General features: G+C 59.7%; 14 protein-coding genes, 1 tRNA gene and 3 pseudogenes. 10 read left to right on the top strand and 8 right to left on the bottom strand.

Features of this window, described 5'->3' with window-relative positions; all coding sequences use genetic code 11:
* Positions 1–27: 27 nt before the first annotated feature.
* The 3 genes and pseudogenes from ACERZ8_RS05035 to ACERZ8_RS05025 form a co-directional block, all read right to left on the bottom strand.
* Positions 28–971: pseudogene (locus ACERZ8_RS05035) on the bottom strand (MBL fold metallo-hydrolase).
* A 187-nt stretch (positions 972–1,158) separates the two neighbouring features.
* Positions 1,159–1,722, bottom strand: a pseudogene (locus tag ACERZ8_RS05030) (MBL fold metallo-hydrolase); the annotation flags it as partial.
* A gap of 388 nt (positions 1,723–2,110) precedes the next feature.
* A tRNA-Leu gene (locus tag ACERZ8_RS05025) sits at positions 2,111–2,197 on the bottom strand.
* A gap of 199 nt (positions 2,198–2,396) precedes the next feature.
* On the opposite strand from ACERZ8_RS05025, the gene ACERZ8_RS05020 reads away from it, so the two are divergent.
* The gene (locus tag ACERZ8_RS05020) at positions 2,397–3,377 is read left to right on the top strand and encodes a complex I NDUFA9 subunit family protein (RefSeq protein ID WP_407591039.1); all 981 of its coding nucleotides are present in this window, start codon (positions 2,397–2,399) and stop codon (positions 3,375–3,377) included.
* Here the strand turns inward: ACERZ8_RS05020 and ACERZ8_RS05015 are convergent.
* Positions 3,374–4,177 (bottom strand): undecaprenyl-diphosphate phosphatase, encoded by an 804-nt coding sequence (locus ACERZ8_RS05015; protein WP_407591038.1) that lies wholly within the window; start codon positions 4,175–4,177, stop codon positions 3,374–3,376. The two genes, ACERZ8_RS05020 and ACERZ8_RS05015, sit on opposite strands and share 4 nt — an antisense overlap.
* Positions 4,178–4,394: 217 nt before the next feature.
* On the opposite strand from ACERZ8_RS05015, the gene ACERZ8_RS05010 reads away from it, so the two are divergent.
* From ACERZ8_RS05010 to gltB, 4 genes are all read left to right on the top strand, one after another.
* Positions 4,395–5,864, top strand: a complete 1,470-nt coding sequence (locus ACERZ8_RS05010; protein ID WP_407591037.1) for an NAD(P)-dependent oxidoreductase — start codon at positions 4,395–4,397, stop codon at positions 5,862–5,864.
* A 99-nt stretch (positions 5,865–5,963) separates the two neighbouring features.
* A complete protein-coding gene (locus ACERZ8_RS05005; RefSeq protein WP_407591036.1) occupies positions 5,964–6,404 on the top strand; it encodes a GFA family protein in 441 nt (146 codons plus the stop codon).
* Complete coding sequence (locus ACERZ8_RS05000; RefSeq protein WP_407591035.1) at positions 6,401–7,102, top strand: hypothetical protein; 702 nt, start codon at positions 6,401–6,403, stop codon at positions 7,100–7,102. Before ACERZ8_RS05005 ends, ACERZ8_RS05000 begins: the two co-directional genes overlap by 4 nt.
* Positions 7,099–11,628, top strand: coding sequence for a glutamate synthase large subunit (gene gltB / locus ACERZ8_RS04995; protein WP_407591034.1), 4,530 nt, complete (start codon positions 7,099–7,101; stop codon positions 11,626–11,628). The genes ACERZ8_RS05000 and gltB overlap by 4 nt, the downstream gene beginning before the upstream one ends.
* Here the strand turns inward: gltB and ACERZ8_RS04990 are convergent, their stop codons facing one another.
* Positions 11,629–11,865: a hypothetical protein gene (locus ACERZ8_RS04990; RefSeq protein WP_407591033.1), complete on the bottom strand. Its 237-nt coding sequence runs from the start codon at positions 11,863–11,865 to the stop codon at positions 11,629–11,631.
* Between the two features lie 168 nt (positions 11,866–12,033).
* Here ACERZ8_RS04990 and ACERZ8_RS04985 point away from each other — a divergent pair, with 168 nt between their 5' ends.
* The 5 genes from ACERZ8_RS04985 to ACERZ8_RS04965 all read left to right on the top strand — a co-directional run bounded on the left by ACERZ8_RS04985 (position 12,034) and on the right by ACERZ8_RS04965 (position 17,348).
* Positions 12,034–12,684 (top strand): SGNH/GDSL hydrolase family protein, encoded by a 651-nt coding sequence (locus ACERZ8_RS04985; RefSeq protein WP_407591032.1) that lies wholly within the window; start codon positions 12,034–12,036, stop codon positions 12,682–12,684.
* A gap of 144 nt (positions 12,685–12,828) precedes the next feature.
* On the top strand, positions 12,829–13,497 hold the full coding sequence (mtgA, locus tag ACERZ8_RS04980) for a monofunctional biosynthetic peptidoglycan transglycosylase (RefSeq protein ID WP_407591031.1): 669 nt from the start codon (positions 12,829–12,831) through the stop codon (positions 13,495–13,497).
* A gap of 55 nt (positions 13,498–13,552) precedes the next feature.
* The gene (gene fzlA, locus ACERZ8_RS04975; protein ID WP_407591030.1) at positions 13,553–14,218 is read left to right on the top strand and encodes an FtsZ-binding protein FzlA; all 666 of its coding nucleotides are present in this window, start codon (positions 13,553–13,555) and stop codon (positions 14,216–14,218) included.
* Positions 14,219–14,317: 99 nt separating this feature from the next.
* The gene (gene queG / locus ACERZ8_RS04970) at positions 14,318–15,346 is read left to right on the top strand and encodes a tRNA epoxyqueuosine(34) reductase QueG (RefSeq protein WP_407594165.1); all 1,029 of its coding nucleotides are present in this window, start codon (positions 14,318–14,320) and stop codon (positions 15,344–15,346) included.
* Between the two features lie 10 nt (positions 15,347–15,356).
* Positions 15,357–17,348, top strand: coding sequence for a hydantoinase/oxoprolinase N-terminal domain-containing protein (locus ACERZ8_RS04965; protein WP_407591028.1), 1,992 nt, complete (start codon positions 15,357–15,359; stop codon positions 17,346–17,348).
* 133 nt (positions 17,349–17,481) lie between these two features.
* Here ACERZ8_RS04965 and ACERZ8_RS04960 read toward each other — a convergent pair.
* From ACERZ8_RS04960 to ACERZ8_RS04950, 3 genes and pseudogenes are all read right to left on the bottom strand, one after another.
* Positions 17,482–17,945: pseudogene (locus ACERZ8_RS04960) on the bottom strand (Hsp20 family protein).
* A 129-nt stretch (positions 17,946–18,074) separates the two neighbouring features.
* The gene (locus tag ACERZ8_RS04955) at positions 18,075–18,878 is read right to left on the bottom strand and encodes a trypsin-like serine peptidase (RefSeq protein ID WP_407591027.1); all 804 of its coding nucleotides are present in this window, start codon (positions 18,876–18,878) and stop codon (positions 18,075–18,077) included.
* On the bottom strand, positions 18,875–19,597 hold the full coding sequence (locus ACERZ8_RS04950) for a trypsin-like serine peptidase (RefSeq protein ID WP_407591026.1): 723 nt from the start codon (positions 19,595–19,597) through the stop codon (positions 18,875–18,877). Before ACERZ8_RS04950 ends, ACERZ8_RS04955 begins: the two co-directional genes overlap by 4 nt.
* Positions 19,598–19,693 lie beyond the last annotated feature (96 nt).

The raw sequence follows: 19,693 nt of genomic DNA, 5'->3' as shown, positions 1-19,693 counted from the left end.
CTTTGATGCAGCGCAAACTGGCGTGGTTTATTCGAATTCCATCTGTTCATAGACGCGACCGGCATTCCGTGTGGCCAGTTCTTCGAACGTGTCCAGATGGGCATATGGGCTTTGATCGACGTAGTATGCGTCAGCCAGATCACCGCCATCCTCCAAATGCGCACCGATCTGTGCGCGCAGGTAGACAAGGTAGTCGCGCGTATAACGTCGCACCTGATCCATGTTGGTCGGGTGCCCGTGACCGGGGATCACGTAGGTTGCATTCAGCGCCTCAAATCCAGTCTCCCACGTTTCGATCCAGTCGGCCGTTATCGTGTCTTCGAAGATGGGAAGCATCCGTTCGTGAAAGGCCATGTCGCCCGCAATCACAAGGCCTTGGTCTGGCAACCAGACCTGTGTGTCGCCAGGGCCGTGCGCGGGGCCAAGGTGCAGCACCTCGATCTGGAAGTCGCCCATTTCGATGATGTGTTTGTCTTCGAACGTCTGGGTCGGGGGGCCACGGATGTGCCTTCGGCCTTGTCGCGATTGTAGCGCTTCATGCCTTCAAGGATGCGGCGGCCGTTTTCCTCAATCTCATGCGCGGCGTCCACGTGGGCGAGGATGGGTATGTTTTGTTCCGCCCAATACGAGTTGCCAAGCATCGCGTGGCCCTGCCCGTTTTCGTCAATGACCAATTTCACGGGCTGGTCGGTGATCGCCCTGATCTCGTCATGCAGGGCCTTGGCCAGCAGATACGCGGCGCCGCCGTTGATCACGATCACGCCATCGCCCGTCACGATAAAGCTGAGGTTGTTGTTGTGTCCGCTGTTCTCGTAGGTCGGCGGAGCAGTCGCACCGATGGCGGACCAGACATGCGGTATCACCTCGACCGGTTTGGAATAGAGCATTGAGCCCGGATACTGATCCGCGATATCCTCGCTTGCCAAAGCCGGCAGGGCGAGACATGCCCCAAGGACAGCCAGCACGCGCATCACGCCCCCCGGGCACAAATACGTACCCCTCGGCATCCTGATCGACGTGCCCCATCCCGCCTTGAGGCAGGTGAAAGCCCACGATCTGCATTTGCTCGGAAACGATGCGATCAAACAGCATCGCGCGTGTTGCCGCCGCGAGGTCACCATCCTGATCCGACCCGCTGATCCAATGCGGCTTTCGAAACGCCACGTGGTGATTCCCAATGGCGTCCCCGATGACCAGGGCGCTTTGACTGCCACTGCGCAACTCAAAGCTCATGTGACCGGGCGTGTGGCCCGGTGTGGACACCGCGGCAACACCGGGGAGGATTTCCTGCCCGGCATCGAACAGTTGCACGCTGTCCTCAATCACTTCCATCCGGCGCTTTGCGCCGACGGCAAAGGCGGCCCGCGCATCGCTAATGGTTTTCACGGTTTCCGGGTCCCACCAATAATCCCACTCTGCCCGCCCCATCATGTAGGTGGCATCATAGAACAGCGGTTCGTCAAATTCGTCGATCAGGCCCCAAATGTGATCGGGATGGGCATGGGTGAACACAACATGCGTTACATCCTCGGGCGCGACGTTCGCAGCCTCAAGGCTGTCCAGAATGGTACCCGCAGTGGGCATGAAATCCGGACCGGAACCCACGTCGAACAGCACGGTGTTCGTCTCGTCGCGATAAAGGGCGAGGTTGCATTCCGGTGTCAGCCGGTCATCCGAAAGGCCGTACTCCGCCAGAACTGAACCGAGTTCGTCCTTTGGCATTGAGTCAAAGATAAAGCTGCCGGGCAACATGAGGGATCCATCGCTGACAGTTGTCAAAGTTGCCGAGCCTAGGGACGTTTCCGCCGTGGCCAAGTGGGGTAGAGAACCAGCCAGAGGCGCGGCGGCGGCACCTCCCAAAAAAGAACGGCGTGACAAGCCCATGGTCTCTCCCTTCACATTAAATTCTTATATCTGAATATGACGGTATTTTTGTCTTAATACAAGGAAATGTGCACTGGGCGTGGAAGCGTTTTGTACATTCCGAATGGAAAACCACTAAGCGCGCACGCGGCCATGCCAGCCCGTAAAAGGGGGACACGCAAATGATGGCCCAGAACGAACTGATACGACGCAGCGCCAGGCAATACATATGAGTGTTGGGGATATATGGTGCCCAGAAGAGGACTCGAACCTCCACGACCTTGCGGTCACTGGCACCTGAAGCCAGCGCGTCTACCAATTCCGCCATCTGGGCACGGGTTGGTAAGGGGGCGTTTAAGCACACAGGCTAGGGCTGTCAATCCGATTCTCAGTCCCGTTGGAGCGCGTGCACAAACGCTTCGGGTCGGATACTGTCAGACCGGACGAACCACGCAAACGCGCCAATTTGGCGTCTTGTCTGTGTTGCGGCGTGTCGATAGACAATTGAGGTCATCAGGCGCGAGGAGCGGGTTATGTCCAAACTGGTCACCATCTACGGCGGTTCGGGGTTTGTCGGGCGGTACATCGCGCAGCGGATGGCCAAAGCCGGATGGCGCGTGCGCGTTGCAGTGCGCCGCCCGAACGAGGCGATCTTTGTCAAACCTTATGGCGTTGTCGGTCAGGTCGAGCCGGTGCTGTGCAATATCCGCGATGACGCATCGGTGGCGCAGGTCATGCAGGGTGCGGACGCGGTGGTGAACTGCGTTGGCATTCTCGCAAAAGACGGCAAAAACACCTTTGACGCTGTGCAGGCCGAGGGCGCGGGCCGCGTTGCCCGTCTGGCCGCGCAGGCCGGAATTACCAAGATGGTGCAGATTTCGGCCATAGGCGCCGATGTGGACAGTGACAGCGACTATGCGCGGACAAAAGGGCTGGGCGAGACCGCTGTGCTTCAGCATATGCCAAATGCCGTCATCTTGCGCCCGTCCATCGTGTTCGGGGCCGAAGACGGATTTTTCAACCGCTTTGCCGGTATGACCCGAATGGGTCCGGTTCTGCCGGTCGTTGGGGCGGACACGCTGTTTCAACCTGTCTATGTCGGCGATGTCGCCAAGGCGGCCGAGGTTGGGCTGACCGGCAAAGACGCATCGGGCATCTATGAACTTGGCGGGCCAGATGTGAAATCGTTCCGGGCACTCATGACCATGATGCTGAATATCATCCGGCGCCGCCGCGCCATTGTGAACATCCCCTTCCCGGTTGCAAACGTCATGGCATTTGGGCTCGAGCTTGTCCAAACCTTGTCGCTCGGGTTGGTGCGCGCGCAAATCACGCGTGATCAGGTGCGCAACCTGCGCCGTGACAATGTTGTGAGTGAGCGGGCCAAAGGGCTGGCCGATCTGGGCATCGAACCTGTCGCGATGGAATCCGTGCTGCCCGATTATCTGTGGCGCTTCCGTCCGTCGGGCCAATATGATGCGATCAAGGAAAGTGCCAAGAACCTGCGCGCCTAAGCGTAGGCCCAGATCAGCAGGCCGATCCCCAGTAACACCCGATAGATGACGTAAGGCGTAAAGCTGACGCTGCGCAACAGGCGCATCATCAGCACCAGTGCGCCAAGGGCAGCGGCGAACGCAAAGGCGGCGGCAATGCTTGCATCACGTGCCAGCGCCCAATTGGTTTGTCCGATGACATCCAGGCTCAGCACCGCGCCAGAGGCGAGGATGACGGGGATCGACATCAGCATGGACAGTTTGGCCGCGCCCTCGCGACCGTACCCCAATTGCCGCGCGGCAGTGATTGTGATGCCCGAGCGCGAGGTGCCGGGGATCAGGGCAAGGCACTGGGCCAGTCCCATCAGCGCTGCGTGTTTCAGCGTCCAGTCGCCAGCGCCGCGCGTGGTCTTGCCAAAACGATCCGCCCAATAAAGGACAAGGCCAAAGATCAGCATAGTCCAGCCGATCACGGCGACAGATCGCATCGCCTCGTCCAGACCTGTGGCCTTGATGGCAAGACCGACGATCAGGGCAGGTATCGTCGCGACGATCAGGCACAGCGCGAGGAATGCCCCCGGCGTATCAATGCGCCCTTTGGCAAGACGTATCAGCCCACCTGCCGCAATTTTCACGTCAGCTCGAAAATAGAGGATCACAGCCAACAAGGTGCCCACATGCACGGCGACATCAATCGCCAATCCCTGATCTGGTGTACCGGTCAAAGCAGGCAACAAAATAAGGTGACCCGAAGAGGAGACAGGCAAAAACTCAGTCACGCCCTGAATGATAGCCACGATCAGAAGTTGAAAAAGAGTCATGGCCTGCGCATCCTTGTGATACCGTCTGTGTACAAGCCCATGATTCTGAACGCAAATGCCCATAATGGTCCGAAACGGACCTAAAAATTGTGAAAAATGGGCCGCAACATGCTTGGTTCATGAAAAGAATCTTATAATAGGTCAGCATGGTTGCCTTTTATTCCGTGATCAGATCATTTATTGCGCGTGAACCACCCCTGACCGGCAGGAGACTCCGATGGCTGAACAGCCCATGCTGAAATTCACCAAGATTGAACGCGACATGCCCGAAAAGCGTGACGCGGAGGTACGTCGCGAGGATTTCAACGAGATCTATGCAGAGTATGCCGCCGCCAAGGCCGCAGAGCAATCCAGCCGGTGTTCGCAGTGCGGTGTACCTTACTGCCAGACCCATTGCCCCCTGCACAACAACATCCCCGACTGGCTGCGCCTGACTGCCGAGGGGCGGTTGCAGGAAGCGTACGAGGTATCTCAGGCAACAAACACGTTCCCCGAAATCTGTGGTCGTATTTGCCCGCAGGACCGATTGTGCGAGGGCAATTGCGTGATCGAACAGTCGGGGCATGGCACTGTCACCATCGGGTCTGTCGAGAAATATATTACCGACACTGCGTGGGAAAAGGGATGGGTGCAGCCCATCAAACCGGCAGTCGAGCGTACTGAATCCGTTGGCATCATTGGCGCGGGTCCCGGTGGTCTGGCCGCGGCAGATGTGCTGCGCCGGGCCGGGGTGCAAGTCACGATCTATGACCGGTATGATCGCGCGGGCGGTCTGCTGACCTACGGCATCCCCGGCTTCAAGCTGGAAAAGGATGTGGTGATGCGCCGCAACGAACAGCTTGAACTGGGCGGCGTGACCTTTGAGTTGAATTGCGATGTCGACGCGGACATCTTCACATCGATCAGGGCAGAACATGATGCTGTGATCATCGCCACGGGTGTCTACAAGTCCCGCGACCTGTCCTTGCACGGCAGTCAGGCGCAAGGCGTTGAAAAGGCAATTGATTTCCTGACCGCAAGCAATCGCAAAAGCTTTGGTGACGAGGTTCCTGATTTTGACTCTGGCCGTCTCAATGCAAGCGGCAAGCGGGTCGTTGTGATTGGCGGGGGTGACACGGCAATGGACTGCGTGCGCACGTCGATCCGTCAAGGTGCCAAGTCGGTCAAATGTCTGTACCGTCGCGACCGGACCAACATGCCCGGCAGCCAGCGCGAAGTGCAAAACGCCGAGGAAGAAGGCGTAGTATTTGAATGGCTGTCCGCGCCTAAAGGCTTTGCCACTGATCTGGCAGTGACCGATGCGGACAACCCCGCAGATCCAGCGGGCCGCGTCACCGGCGTCATGGTGCAAAAAATGCGTCTTGGCGCGCCGGATGCGACAGGGCGTCAGGCCCCCGAGGTGATCGAAGGCGCGGATTATGTCGAAGAAGCCGACCTTGTGATCAAAGCGCTCGGCTTTGAGCCCGAGGCGCTGCCAACCTTGTGGGATCAACCCGAACTGGCAGTCACGCGCTGGGGCACAATCAAGGCGGCGTTTACGTCCGGCAAAACGGAAATGGACGGGGTATATGCCGTGGGCGATATCGTGCGCGGTGCCAGCCTGGTCGTGTGGGCCATCCGGGACGGGCGCGACTGTGCAGACGCCATTCTGGCAGAGTTCGGCACAGCAGCAATTGCGGCGGAATAATAGGGAAATCGAGACAGGGTCACGTGCATCAAACATGCAGCGACCATCAGGCAAGGCAGAGTGATAGGTCAGCGCGGCTGACTGAAGTGGAGAAACGAGATGAACAAGTCGGGAGGATGTCTGTGCGGAGCTGTGCGCTTTGACGCCGCAAATGTGCCCGACACGTACGGCATCTGTCATTGTGAATTGTGCCGCCGCTGGACCGGATCTGCCCTGCTTGAGGTCAGTATCAAGACCGAAGACCTGACCTGGCATGGCGCAGACAATATTGCCGTACACACCAGCAGCGGTTGGGCTGAGCGGGCGTGGTGCAAGACTTGCGGCACCAACATGTATTTTCGCCATACCAAACGCGACAAATGGTTCGGCAGCACCGAAGTGCCGCTTGGTGTGTTTGATGACCCTGACGGCTTTACCCTGACACACGAGATTTTCGTCGATCAAAAACCGGACAGCTTTGCCTATGCCGGTGACGATCACAAACGTCTGACACGCGCCGACGTGCTTGCGCTCAACCCTGATCTGGAGGGGACAAAGTGAAAGCAACGATGATCTTTTGCACCGCTCTTTTGGCGGTTCCAGCCTATGCGCAAGACTCTGATCGGTTCTATCCGCCCGAGGGGTGCACGCCGCAACTGACCGTGCAGTCGCGCGGCTGTTCTGTTTCGAACATCTACACCTGTGCGGCGGATCAACCGGGTGAAAACTGGCGCATCGAGTTTGATGTTGATGGCCCCATCTTCCTGTCCAAGATCGACAGCGAAACCCAGTGGCTGGAAAGCTATGACATGTTCCCCATGCGCCGCGAAACATTAGTGCAGCCTGCACCTGACCCGGCCAGCCTGACGGAATTGCTGGAAACCGGCACGGACAGCTACGATTTTGTACAGCGCAGCGAGACCGGACCGATCCGGGTTGTGGGCTATGACCGACTGACCGGGGATGAAGTCGTAATCGACGGCGAACCGCTGCTCGTCACTGAGTTCGAAGCGCGCCATGAAACAACCAGCGGCACCATTCTGGAAGTGTCCGGCAATGAATATGTGTCGGTCCGTCACCGCCGTTTCATCGCAGGTACCTATTCCGGCACCGGCGCGAACGGAGCGTTCGAGAGTGACGGCTCTCCTGTCGATTTCATCTATCCCGGCGAACCCGGGTTTTTCACCAAGACACCGCTCTATGACTGCGAGTCCTCTTTGGCCCGCTATGTCCCGACCGTGAAAGGATATGACCAATGACCAAATATGATGCCGAATGGGTCGCCCGCGAGGAAGCCAAACGCGCTTATATGGCCGAAAAGGGTCTGTATTCCGAAGGTGAAGAGCACAGCTCCTGTGGGGTTGGCCTCGTCGTATCTGTCGATGGCTCAAAAAGTCGCGCAGTAGTGGAAAACGGCATCAAGGCGCTGAAGGCGATCTGGCACCGCGGTGCTGTCGATGCCGATGGCAAAACGGGTGATGGGGCCGGTATCCATGTGCAAATTCCCGTACCGTTTTTCTATGATCAGATCGAGCGGACCGGCCACAAACCTGACCGCGGCACGCTTATGGCTGTCGGGCAGGTGTTTTTGCCACGTACTGACTTTGGCGCGCAGGAAACCTGCCGCACGATTGTCGAAACCGAAGTGCTGCGGATGGGCTATTACATCTACGGATGGCGCCATGTGCCGGTGAACATCGCCTGTCTCGGGGAAAAGGCGAATGCGACCCGCCCCGAGATCGAACAAATCTTGATATCCAACTCAAAAGGTGTGGATGAAGAGACGTTCGAGCGCGAGCTGTATGTCATCCGTCGCCGCATCGAAAAGGCGGCACAGGCCGCGCAGGTACCGACCCTCTATATTGCGTCGATGTCGTGCCGGTCCATCATCTACAAGGGTATGATGCTGGCCGAACAGGTGGCGGAGTTTTACCCCGACCTGATGGACGAGCGCTTTGAAAGCGCGTTTGCCATTTATCATCAGCGCTATTCCACCAACACCTTTCCGCAGTGGTGGCTGGCACAACCGTTCCGCATGCTCGCCCACAACGGCGAGATCAACACGCTGAAAGGCAACCTCAACTGGATGAAAAGCCATGAAATCCGGATGGCAAGCGGTGCGTTTGGCGACATGGCCGAAGACATCAAACCGATTGTGGCCAGCGGATCGTCCGACAGTGCAGCACTTGATGCCGTATTCGAAGTGCTGGTGCGCGCGGGGCGCAATGCGCCGATGGCCAAAACGATGCTGGTGCCTGAATCGTGGTCCAAACAGGCGGTCGAACTGCCCGCAGCGTGGCGTGATATGTATTCCTATTGCAACTCGGTGATGGAACCTTGGGATGGCCCCGCCGCCCTCGCGATGACCGACGGGCGCTGGGTCTGCGCAGGGCTTGACCGGAATGGACTGCGCCCGATGCGCTATGTCGTGACGCGCGACGGGATGGTCATTGCGGGCTCCGAAACCGGGATGGTGCCGCTGGACGAGGCGAACGTGATCGAAAAAGGTGCGCTGGGCCCGGGTCAGTTGCTGGCTGTCGATATGGCGGAGGGCAAGCTGTATCACGACACTGAAATCAAGGATCGTCTGGCCGCCAGCCAGCCTTTTGGCGATTGGGTCGGCAAGATCAAGGAATTGGAAACCGACATCACGGGCGTGATGGAAAAAGCGTTGTTTTCAGGCGATGAATTGCGCCGCCGTCAGATTGCCGCCGGCTACAGCATAGAGGAACTGGAACAGATCCTCGCCCCCATGGCCGAGGACGCCAAGGAAGCGCTCGCGTCTATGGGCGATGATACGCCCAGTGCGGTATTGTCCAAAAAGTATCGCCCGCTCAGCCATTTCTTCCGGCAGAACTTTAGCCAGGTCACCAATCCGCCCATCGACTCCTTGCGTGAATTCCGGGTGATGAGCCTCAAGACACGGTTTGGAAACCTCAAGAACGTGCTGGACGAAAGCAGCGCGCAAACCGAGATCATTACGCTCGACAGTCCCTTTGTGGGCAATGCCCAATGGGATGAGATCACCGGCCATTTGAATGCGGAACTTGTCGAGATCGATTGTACCTTTGAACCTGGCGATTTCGCGCTGAACATGGGCCTTGCCCGCATCCGGGACGAAGCCGAAGACGCCGTGCGCTCTGGTGCCGGCCACATCGTGCTGACCGATCAGCACTCAAACGCCGACAGGGTGGCAATGCCGATGATCCTTGCGACATCTGCCGTGCACAGCCACCTGATCCGTAAGGGTCTGCGCACTTTCTGCTCGCTGAATGTACGGTCGGCCGAATGTATCGACCCGCACTATTTTGCCGTGCTGATTGGCTGCGGCGCCACAGTGGTCAACGCCTACCTCGCCGAGGATTCGCTGGCGGATCGCATTGACCGGGGCTTGCTGGACGGCACCCTGACCGAGGCGGTTGCGCGCTATCGCAACGCCATTGATCAGGGTCTTCTCAAGATCATGGCCAAGATGGGGATTTCGGTTGTGTCCTCCTATCGCGGTGGTCTGAATTTTGAGGCTGTCGGCCTGTCCCGTGCGATGTGTGCGGAATTCTTCCCCGGCATGACCAGCCGCATCAGTGGGATCGGCGTTAAAGGCATCCAATCCAAGGCCGAAGACATTCACAGGCTCGGTTGGGCCGGCACCAACGTGCTGCCCATCGGCGGCTTTTATAAAGCGCGCAATTCGGGCGAGACCCACGCATGGGAAGCGACCAGCATGCACATGCTGCAAACGGCCTGTAACAAGGCGTCCTTTGCGATGTGGAAGCAGTATTCGGCCAAGATGCGCTCGGCGCCGCCGATCCATTTGCGCGATCTGCTCGACATCAAACCGCTGGGCGCGCCCATTCCGCTGGAAGAGGTCGAAAGCATCACCTCGATCCGCAAACGGTTCGTGACGCCGGGCATGTCGCTGGGCGCGTTGTCGCCTGAGGCGCACAAGACGCTGAACGTTGCAATGAACCGGATCGGGGCCAAGTCAGACAGTGGCGAGGGCGGCGAAGACCCCGCGCATTTCCACCCCGAACCCAATGGCGACAACCCGTCGGCCAAGATCAAGCAGGTTGCCTCTGGCCGTTTTGGCGTGACGGCTGAGTACCTGAACCAATGCGAAGAGCTGGAGATCAAGGTCGCCCAAGGCGCCAAGCCCGGTGAAGGAGGCCAGTTGCCAGGGATGAAGGTCACTGACCTGATTGCCCGTCTGCGCCATTCGACCAAGGGCGTGACGTTGATCTCGCCCCCGCCGCACCATGACATTTATTCGATCGAGGATCTGGCGCAGCTGATCTATGACCTCAAGCAGATCAACCCGCGCTGCAAGGTGACGGTGAAACTTGTGGCCTCCAGCGGCGTTGGCACCATCGCTGCCGGTGTGGCCAAGGCCAAAGCTGACGTGATCCTGATTTCAGGGCACAACGGTGGCACGGGCGCGTCGCCTGCGACGTCGATCAAATATGCGGGCTTGCCCTGGGAAATGGGGCTGACCGAAGCGCATCAGGTGCTCAGCATGAACAACCTGCGCGAACGCGTAACCCTACGCACCGATGGAGGTTTGCGCACAGGCCGCGACATCGTCATGGCGGCGATGCTCGGGGCTGAGGAGTACGGCATCGGCACCGCCGCCCTGATCGCCATGGGCTGCATCATGGTGCGCCAGTGCCAGTCCAACACCTGCCCCGTGGGCGTGTGCACACAGGACGAGGCGTTGCGCGACAAGTTCACCGGCAATGCAGACAAGGTCGTCAACCTGATCACCTTCTACGCGCAGGAAGTGCGCGAGCTGCTGGCCGAAATCGGCGCCCGCAGCATGGATGACGTGATCGGGCGTGCGGACCTGCTGACACAGGTGTCGCGTGGCTCTGCTCATCTGGATGATCTGGACCTGAACCCGCTTTTGATCACCGTCGATGGCGCGGCGGACATCGTCTACAACCGCGACAAGGACCGCAATGCCGTGCCTGACACGCTGGATGCGCAGATCGTGCGCGACGCGGCGCGTTTCCTTGAAGACGGGGAAAAGATGCAGTTGTCCTATGCGGTGCAGAACACGCACCGCACCGTCGGAACGCGCACATCAAGCCATATCGTGCGCAAATTCGGTATGCGCAACACGCTGCAACCCGATCATTTGACGGTCAAGCTGACCGGATCGGCCGGGCAGTCGCTGGGCGCATTCGGCGCGCCGGGGCTGAAGCTGGAAGTGTCCGGGGATGCCAACGACTATGTGGGCAAGGGTCTGTCCGGGGCCACCATCGTCGTGCGCCCGCCCATGTCATCGCCCATCGTGGCGGCGGATAACACGATCATCGGAAACACTGTCCTTTATGGGGCGACGGATGGGTATCTGTTTGCTGCAGGCCGTGCAGGCGAACGATTTGCCGTGCGCAATTCGGGGGCCAAGGTCGTTATCGAAGGCTGCGGCAGCAACGGGTGCGAATATATGACCGGTGGCGTCGCTGTGATCCTGGGTGAAATCGGGGCCAACTTTGGCGCGGGGATGACAGGGGGGATGGCGTATCTGTACGATCCCGAAGGCGTCGCCATGGATCTGATGAACATGGAAACGCTTGTCGCCTGCCCGGTGACCGTCCTGCACTGGATGACCCAGCTCGAAGAGTTGCTGGAACGTCACCTGCGCGAAACGGGCAGTGCCAAGGCGGCCAACATCCTGCAGCATTGGGACAGCGAACAGCATCATTTCCTTCAGGTCTGTCCGAAGGAGATGCTGGTGCATCTGCCCGCCCCGCTCAGCCTCGACAAAGGGGCTATTCCGGCAGAGTGATCAGTGCTCGTCCGATTTGGCGACCATCTTGGTCGCCTGATCGCGGCTTCCGACATGTGTGTTTTCGGACAACACGTCGGTCACACGGCTGGGCATGGTGCCAAGCTTGTGCGCGATCACGTGGTCCGCGTCGCCTGACCATTTGAGGACCCAGACCAGTGCTGCGTCTGCCGCGTTCAGAACGCGAAACTGCTGCGGCACGGTGCCGGGGATTTGGGGTGTTGTGGGCTCTATCATCTCCAATCTCCGAGATAGGGTGACATCATTCGGGACATAACGACGATAGCAGAAGCAGATTTGAGTCGTGAGCAATTAACACTTTGTAATTGAATAGAGTTTTTCGAGATTACGGTGAATTATTCGTTGACGTCTGGCAAGTGCAGGCCTGTGTCATATCTAACGGGCATGAGATACATCATTGCACTGCTGATTTGCCTGTCCACACCGGCGGTGGCGGAACCCTTGCGGATACTGGCCATCGGCGACAGCATACTGGCGTGGCACAAGTGGACCGGTCGCGACATTCCCTCTGAAATGGGCAGCATACTGGGCGCCGAGGTGCAAAATGACGCTGTGGCAGGGGCCCGCTTTTCCAACGCATCAACGCTTGGTCGCGCCGCCGGGTTTGACGTGCGCGCGCAGTTTCGGCGGGGTCCGTGGGATATCGTGCTGATGAATGGCGGGGCGAACGATTTTCTCGCTGATTGCGGCTGCAATGCGTGTGACACCGTGCTTGACGGGTTGATCGCCGCCGATCTGACCGGTGAAGTGGCAACCATGATTGCCGAGGTTCTGACCAGCGGGGTCGAGGTTGTCTGGATGGGCTATTATGCCAGTGCGCGGTCCGGGCAATTCACCGGGTGCCGCCCTTATCTGGTGGAATACGATGCACGTCTGGCCCGTCTCGCCGATCAGACGCCCGGTCTGACCTTTATCGACAGCGAAGCAGCGGTTGACCGGGACGATCGCAGCCTGTTTGCCTTTGACGGCATTCACCCATCGCCCAAAGGTGCGCAGCGCATCGGGGCCTATCTGGCGCAATCCCTGACACAGTAGTGCCCGTTTGCACGTGCTGCGGGGGAATGGACCTGACATGGTCCAACATGTCTTGGCGACCCCGCATCCTTGGGGCTATAGCTGCGTTATGGCAAAAAAGAGCAGTGCCTCAAAAAAAGGGCTTCAAAGAAGCGGTCGTTCGGATTGAAACGCTGGCTGTTGCGCTGGACGCTGCGGCTGGTGTCTGTCGTCTTTCTTGTGGCCGTCGTCGCGACGCTGTTGTGGTCGCTGCTGAACCCGCCCACGACCTTTTACATGTTGCAGGAATCCCGTCGACTGGGTGGGGTGGACCGCACGTGGGTCGATATTGAACAAATGGCTTCTATCATGCCCCGCGCCGCCGTCGCTGCTGAAGATGCGAATTTCTGCCTGCATTGGGGTCTGGACGTTACGGCCATTCGCAAGGCCATCGACGAAGGCAGTGCACGGGGTGCCTCAACGATCAGCCAGCAGGTCGTCAAGAACGTGTACCTGTGGCACGGGCGGTCGTGGCTGCGCAAAGTGATGGAGGCGGGCATGACCCCGCTGGTCGAGGCGCTGTGGTCCAAGCAGCGCATCCTAGAGGTCTATCTGAACGTGGCCGAATTTGACGAAGGCGTGTTTGGGGTTGAGGCCGCCGCGCAGCACTATTTCGGTGTGGACGCCGCATCATTGTCGAATGTGCAGGCGGCGCGACTGGCGGCGATCCTGCCGGATCCCAAGGGCCGCTCGGCCCGTCAGCCCTCAAATTACGTGCGCAAACGGGCCAGCCAGATCCTTGATGGGGCGGCCACGATCCGCGCGGATGGGCGCGCGCGGTGTTTCCAGAGTTGAAAATGCCGTGCCGTAAGTGCATGCATGCCAGACCACTACTTGCCCCGGATTGATCATGGCCCGACTGTTTCACGTCCCTCTTTCCCCCTTCTGCCGCAAGGTGCGCCTGTCGCTGGCGGAAAAGAAGATCGAGGTGGAACTGGTCGAAGAGCGGTATTGGGAGGCTGATCCCGATTTCCTGCGTCGCAACCCGGCGGCCAAAGTGCCCGTGCTGCGCCTTGATGGCATCATGATGAGCGAAAGTGCCGCCATCTGCGAATATATCGAGGAAACCCGCCCTGATCCGTCCCTGATGCCGAAAGGTGCGGAACAACGCCTTGAGGTCCGTCGTCTCGTGGGCTGGTTTGACGACAAATTCCACAACGAGGTGACTTCGAAGCTGCTCTATGAGCGGGTCAACAAGAAAGTCATGGGGCAGGGATTTCCCGACAGCCGTAACGTCAAGGATGGTGCCAAGGCGATCAAGTATCACCTCGACTACATGACATGGCTGCTGGATCATCGCCGATGGCTTGCCGGGGATGTTATGACTCTCGCTGATTTTGCGGCGGCCGCACATCTGTCAGCACTTGATTACATCTCGGACGTGGATTGGAACCGCAGTGAGGTGGTCAAGGACTGGTATGCCAAGATCAAGTCACGCCCTGCGTTTCGGTCTATACTGGCCGATCAGGTGCCGGGCTTTCCGCCCCCCAAACACTACAATGATCTGGATTTCTGATTTTCGCTGTCGGATCGGTGGTTGGCCCGTCGCCATCGTCGCTCGGGTCGGTAGCGCTCCATGGGTGACCCCCCGCGGCGTTTCCAGTCAGAACAAGAGATGGACTTGAAAGAACGCATTGCCACGCGCGCCCTCGAAGAGGGGTTTGTGATGGCCCGGTTCTGCCGCCCCGATGCAGTCCCCGAAGTGGCAGATCGTCTGGCGGCCTTTGTCGATGCTGGCCATCACGGGCAGATGGGGTGGATGGCCGAACGGATGCATTGGCGTGGCGATCCCGCCGCACTTTGGCCCGAGGCGCGCACAGTGATCATGCTGGCCGAAAGCTACGCGCCTGAACATGATCCGCTGGCCGTGCTGGAACGTCCTGATCTGGGCGCGGTGTCCGTCTATGCGCAGGGACGCGATTACCATGACATCGTCAAAAAGCGTCTCAAACGTCTGGCGCGCTGGCTGATCGAGACTGCGGCCGGAGAGGTGAAGGTGTTTGTCGACACCGCCCCCGTGCCGGAAAAGGCGTTGGGGCAGGCTGCGGGCCTTGGCTGGCAGGGCAAGCACACCAATCTGGTCAGCCGCGACTGGGGCAACTGGGCCTTTTTAGGGTCTGTTTTCACCACGCTGGAGCTGGAACCGGACGCGCCTGAGACAGATCACTGTGGGTCGTGCCGGGCCTGTCTGGATGTGTGCCCGACGGATGCGTTCCCATCGCCCTACCAACTCGATGCGCGCAGGTGCATTTCGTATCTGACCATTGAGCATAAGGGGCCGGTAGACCTCGCACTGCGCCCGGCCCTCGGCAACCGCATCTACGGCTGTGACGACTGTCTGGCGGTTTGCCCGTGGAACAAATTTGCGGTGGCCGCCAGCGACATGCGGTATCTAGGCGTGGTCGGTGCGCCGCCGCTGGCCGAATTGGCGACCTTGGACGATGCCACGTTTCGCACACGGTTTTCAGGCTCCCCCATAAAGCGGATTGGACGGGATCGGTTTGTCCGCAATGTTCTCTATGCAATCGGAAATTCCGGCGATCCGGGTCTGATTTCGGTTGCGCAATCCTTGTGCGGTGATGTTGATGACACCGTTGCAGACGCCGCAATCTGGGCCGTGGCCCGACTGCGCGGCAAAGCATAGAGGATCGGTCATGGCGATTTTGTTGGGCGTCGATACGGGCGGCACCTATACGGACGCGGTTTTGCTGCGCGACGAAGAAGTTGTGCTTGCGCGCGCCAAGGCGTTGACGACGCGGCACGATCTGGCCGTTGGCGTGGGCGAGGCTGTGCGCGCAGTTCTGGCCGCATCGGGAATAGATGCGCGCGACGTTGGCATGGCGTCGCTATCGACAACCCTCGCCACAAACGCGCTGGTCGAGGGACACGGGGGCCGTGTTGCCCTGATCTATGTCGGATTTCGCGAGAAGGATTTGGAAACGCAAGGGCTGGCCGAGACCCTCGCCGGTGATCCCGTATGCGTGCTGACCGGCGGTCATCATCACGACGGATCAGAGGCGGCAGCGCTGGATGAACCCACTCTTTTGGCCTTTCTGGAGACACATAAGGCCGATGTCAGCGGATTTGCCGTGGCTGCACAGTTCGCGACCCGCAATCCCGCGCATGAGCTGCGCGTGGCGACCTTGGTGCGCGAAGTAACGGGTGCGCCCGTATCGGCGAGCCATCAGTTGTCGGCCAAGCTGGGTGGTCCCAAGCGGGCGCTGACGGCTGTGCTGAACGCCCGTCTGATCGGGATGATCGACGCATTGATTGGTCGGGCAGAGGATGAATTGCGCGCCATCGGGATTGATGCGCCCATGATGGTGGTGCGCGGTGATGGCGCGCTGATGTCTGCAGTCCAGGCGCGACAGCGGCCAATCGAGACCATCCTGAGCGGGCCTGCCGCGTCGATTGTGGGCGCACGCTGGTTGACGGGGGCGGACACTGCGTTGGTCAGTGATATTGGCGGGACAACCACAGACGTGGCGATGCTGACTGACGGGCGGCCCGTCATCGACCCGAACGGCGCGCGGGTCGGCCCGCATCGCACCATGGTCGAGGCGGTCGCCATGCGCACAACCGGGCTAGGCGGCGACAGCGAAGTGCATTTCGTCGGTTCTGGTCTGCGCGGCGGTGTGACGCTGGGGCCACGCCGGGTTGTTCCGGTCTCTCTGCTGGCTGCTGAGTTTCCGGGCGTGGTCTTGCCCGCGCTTGAGGCACAGTTGCGCGCCACTGCGCCGGGTGATCATGACGGGCGGTTCGTGCGTGCTGTGCAGGGAGTACACGCAGGCGGGCTGGGCGCGCGTGAGGGTGATCTGCTGGCGCGGATCGGAGATGGTGTTCACCCCTTGGGTGCCGTTCTGCGTACGCGGATGGAACAGGGTGCGCTCAAGCGTCTGGTGGCGCGTGGCTTGGTGCAGGTGTCTGCGCTGACCCCGTCAGATGCGTGTCACGTCCTTGGGCGGCTTGATGCGTGGGATGCGAACGCTGCCCGCATCGCGTGCGAGCTGTTCGGACGTCGCCGCACGGGGGCAGGCGACCAGCTGGCCGCTGATCCATCGGATATGGCGCAGATGATCGTGGATCAGTTGACCCATCAGACCGGACTGGCCCTGTTGCAGGCTGCATTGGCCGAGGACGGCTTGGACGAGGGGTTGGCCACGCATGTGCTGGTCCAGAAAGGTCTGGGTGGGCATACAGGTGCACTGCGTCTGGATACTGGGCTCGCGGTGCCTGTTGTGGGCCTTGGGGCGTCCGCGGCGACGTATTATCCGGCGGTCGGAACGCTTCTGGGAACGGAAATGATCCTGCCCGAAGACGCAAGCGTAGCCAATGCCATCGGTGCAGTTGTTGGTCGCGTCACGATGCGGCACAGCGGGACAGTGACCTCGCCCAGCGAGGGGCGGTTTCGGGTGCATCTGGACAGTGGGCCAGAGGATTTCGCCAGTGCCGATCCGGCGCTGGCCCGGCTTGAGGCCGTGCTGAGGGATCAGGCTATGGCGGCGGCGGTTGCGGCAGGCGCCGAAGAGATCGACGTGCGGATCAGTCGCGATATCCGCACAGCGCAGGCCGAAGCGCGCGAAGTGTTCGTCGAGGCAACCCTCACAGTCGAGGCCGCGGGACGCCCAAGGGTTGCCGTGGGCTAGTTCAGTTGTGCCGAACGCGGTTTTCTAAATTCATGGACGATTTGATTGGTAGAGGTCCATAAGCAATCCGACACGGCCCCAAAAAGAAAAGGCCCGACGCGAGTGCGCCGGGCCTTCGTTTGGCTAGACTGGATCAGTTGACGGCTTTTGCGTCCACCACGTCAGTCTCAATCGCCTTTTGGCCCACAATCTCGATCTGGCGAGGTTTCAGTGCTTCGGGCACTTCCTTGACCAGATCGATGTGCAGCATACCGTCCACATGCGACGCACCCGTCACGATGACGTGGTCCGCAAGGTGGAACCGGCGCTCGAACGCGCGGGTTGCGATGCCGCGGTGCAGGTAGGTCTTGTCCTCTTCTTCGGCTTTCTTGGCCGATACGATCAGGCTGCCTTCCCGCACTTCGACACTGAGATCCGCGTCGGAAAACCCGGCCACAGCCACAGAGATGCGATAGGAATCGTCATCTGTCTTTTCGATGTTGTAGGGGGGTAGGTATTGGCGTTTGTGTCCTTTGCCGTGACCCGGTCCATCAGGTCGGCAATCTGGTCAAAACCAACGGTTGCGCGGTAAAGCGGTGCAAAATCATATGTACGCATTGTTATCCTCACTTGAGCGATGACAGGCGGGCCTTCCCTCATGGACAGACCCGCGGGTTGCTATGGTCGGACCCCGTGCGGGCATCCGATAGCACACATGTGGTGAGAATTTTTGCGTGTTCAAGACCCCTAGGGGCGAACAAATTTTGCGCCCGTATTGTTGCGCTGGCCATTGCCCACCGTGATGCGACGGACCTTGGCGGTCAGGGGTGCAACTTGCAGACGCAACTGCCGTTTCACTTCGGTCACACGGTCCGGCAGTGCCATGCCAACAGAACGTTTTTGCCCTTCGACATCCATCATGCCGGAAATCACCGCCATAATCCGCCCGCGCCCGTTGAGGTGCGAAAAGACCGGCGATCCGGACGATCCAAAGGTCACATCGCAGTCAAAGACCATCGCATCGCCCAGTTGCGCAAGCATCTGACACTGCTTTTGGCGGGTTTGGGCATTGGCACGGTCGCGCCCGTAAGAGACGACGCTGACAGGCCCGGGCGCAATCCGATCATTGTGGATGTAGAAAGGCGGAACGTCGAATGTCGAGATCGGTTCACTGAGTTGAATAAGCGCGACGTCATGCGCCACGTTGTAAACGCTGAGCGGGCCAATTGGGTCGAACTTGGCATGGGCAGCCGCCCCCTTGGCGCTGCGTGTTGCTACGGCCTCGCCATCGCGCAGGCCTGCGCGAAAACGGATTGCGTCCGTGGGCCACAACCGGTTCGATCCGGGCTGATAGAGGCAATGTGCCGCCGTCAATACGAGGTCCGGTGCGATCAGCGTGCCCGAACAAAATGCCCCGCGCCCAAAATCAATACGCCCGACGGCCTTCCAGCTGGCCGCTGAATAGTCGGTATCAAGCGTGCGCAACGATGTCGTCTGCGCGCTGGCAACGCCGCCTGTCATGAGGCACAGAATGATCGCAAGCCACCTCATGGTTTCAAAAACTTTGCGCCGGTGTCATTGCGCATGCCCGGGCGGATGCGGCCGTTGCGAACGGCCTGCTGTGCCACCATTTCGGCCCGCAACTGTGCCAGTGGCGCGCCGAGGGATGTGCCAAGTGACACGGCCTGTCCCTCTACTTCGGCCTTGGCAGACACGATGGAAACGATCTGAACTTCGCCGTCCTGCACCATGAAGATCGGCGCACCTGAACTGCCTGAATCAACGCTGCACGATGTCACCAGCATCCCTTGTTGCAAGGCAAGCACGCTGCACAACTCTTGCAGGGACGGTGCATCGGACCGGCCTGTCCCATAGCTGACCACGGCCACTTTTGCGCCGCGTTCCGGTTTGGCCTCGGTCAAAAAAGGTTGGATTTTTCCGTTGCGGATCGGGTGATCAAGCTGGAGCAGCGCCAGATCATTGCCGACACCTTCGGTGTTGACGTGTCGGATGTATTGATAGTCGGGATGAACCACCGCCTCTTTGACCGAGCGATAGGCCGACGCGCGCCCATTGCGCCAGCCGGCCAGGAATTCCACCTGCGTATGGTTGATGCGCAGACCGGTGTCCTTGTCGAACAGGCAGTGCGCAGCCGTCAGAACCATATTGGGGGCAATCAGGGCACCCGTGCAAAAGCCGGTGCCGCCGATATTCAGTCGCCCGACAGCTTCCCATGCTTTGGCGTCATCGCCTGTGGTCAGTCTGCGCAATTGCGAGATCCTGCGCAAACGCAGTGGTCGTCACAACAAGCGTCATGATCGAAAGGGCCATCCAACGACGCATATACTACCTAACTTCGTACCTTA

This window comes from Tateyamaria armeniaca (assembly GCF_045797845.1).
GTDB lineage: Bacteria > Pseudomonadota > Alphaproteobacteria > Rhodobacterales > Rhodobacteraceae > Tateyamaria > Tateyamaria armeniaca.
This window is presented reverse-complemented; position numbering and strand designations above follow the sequence as displayed.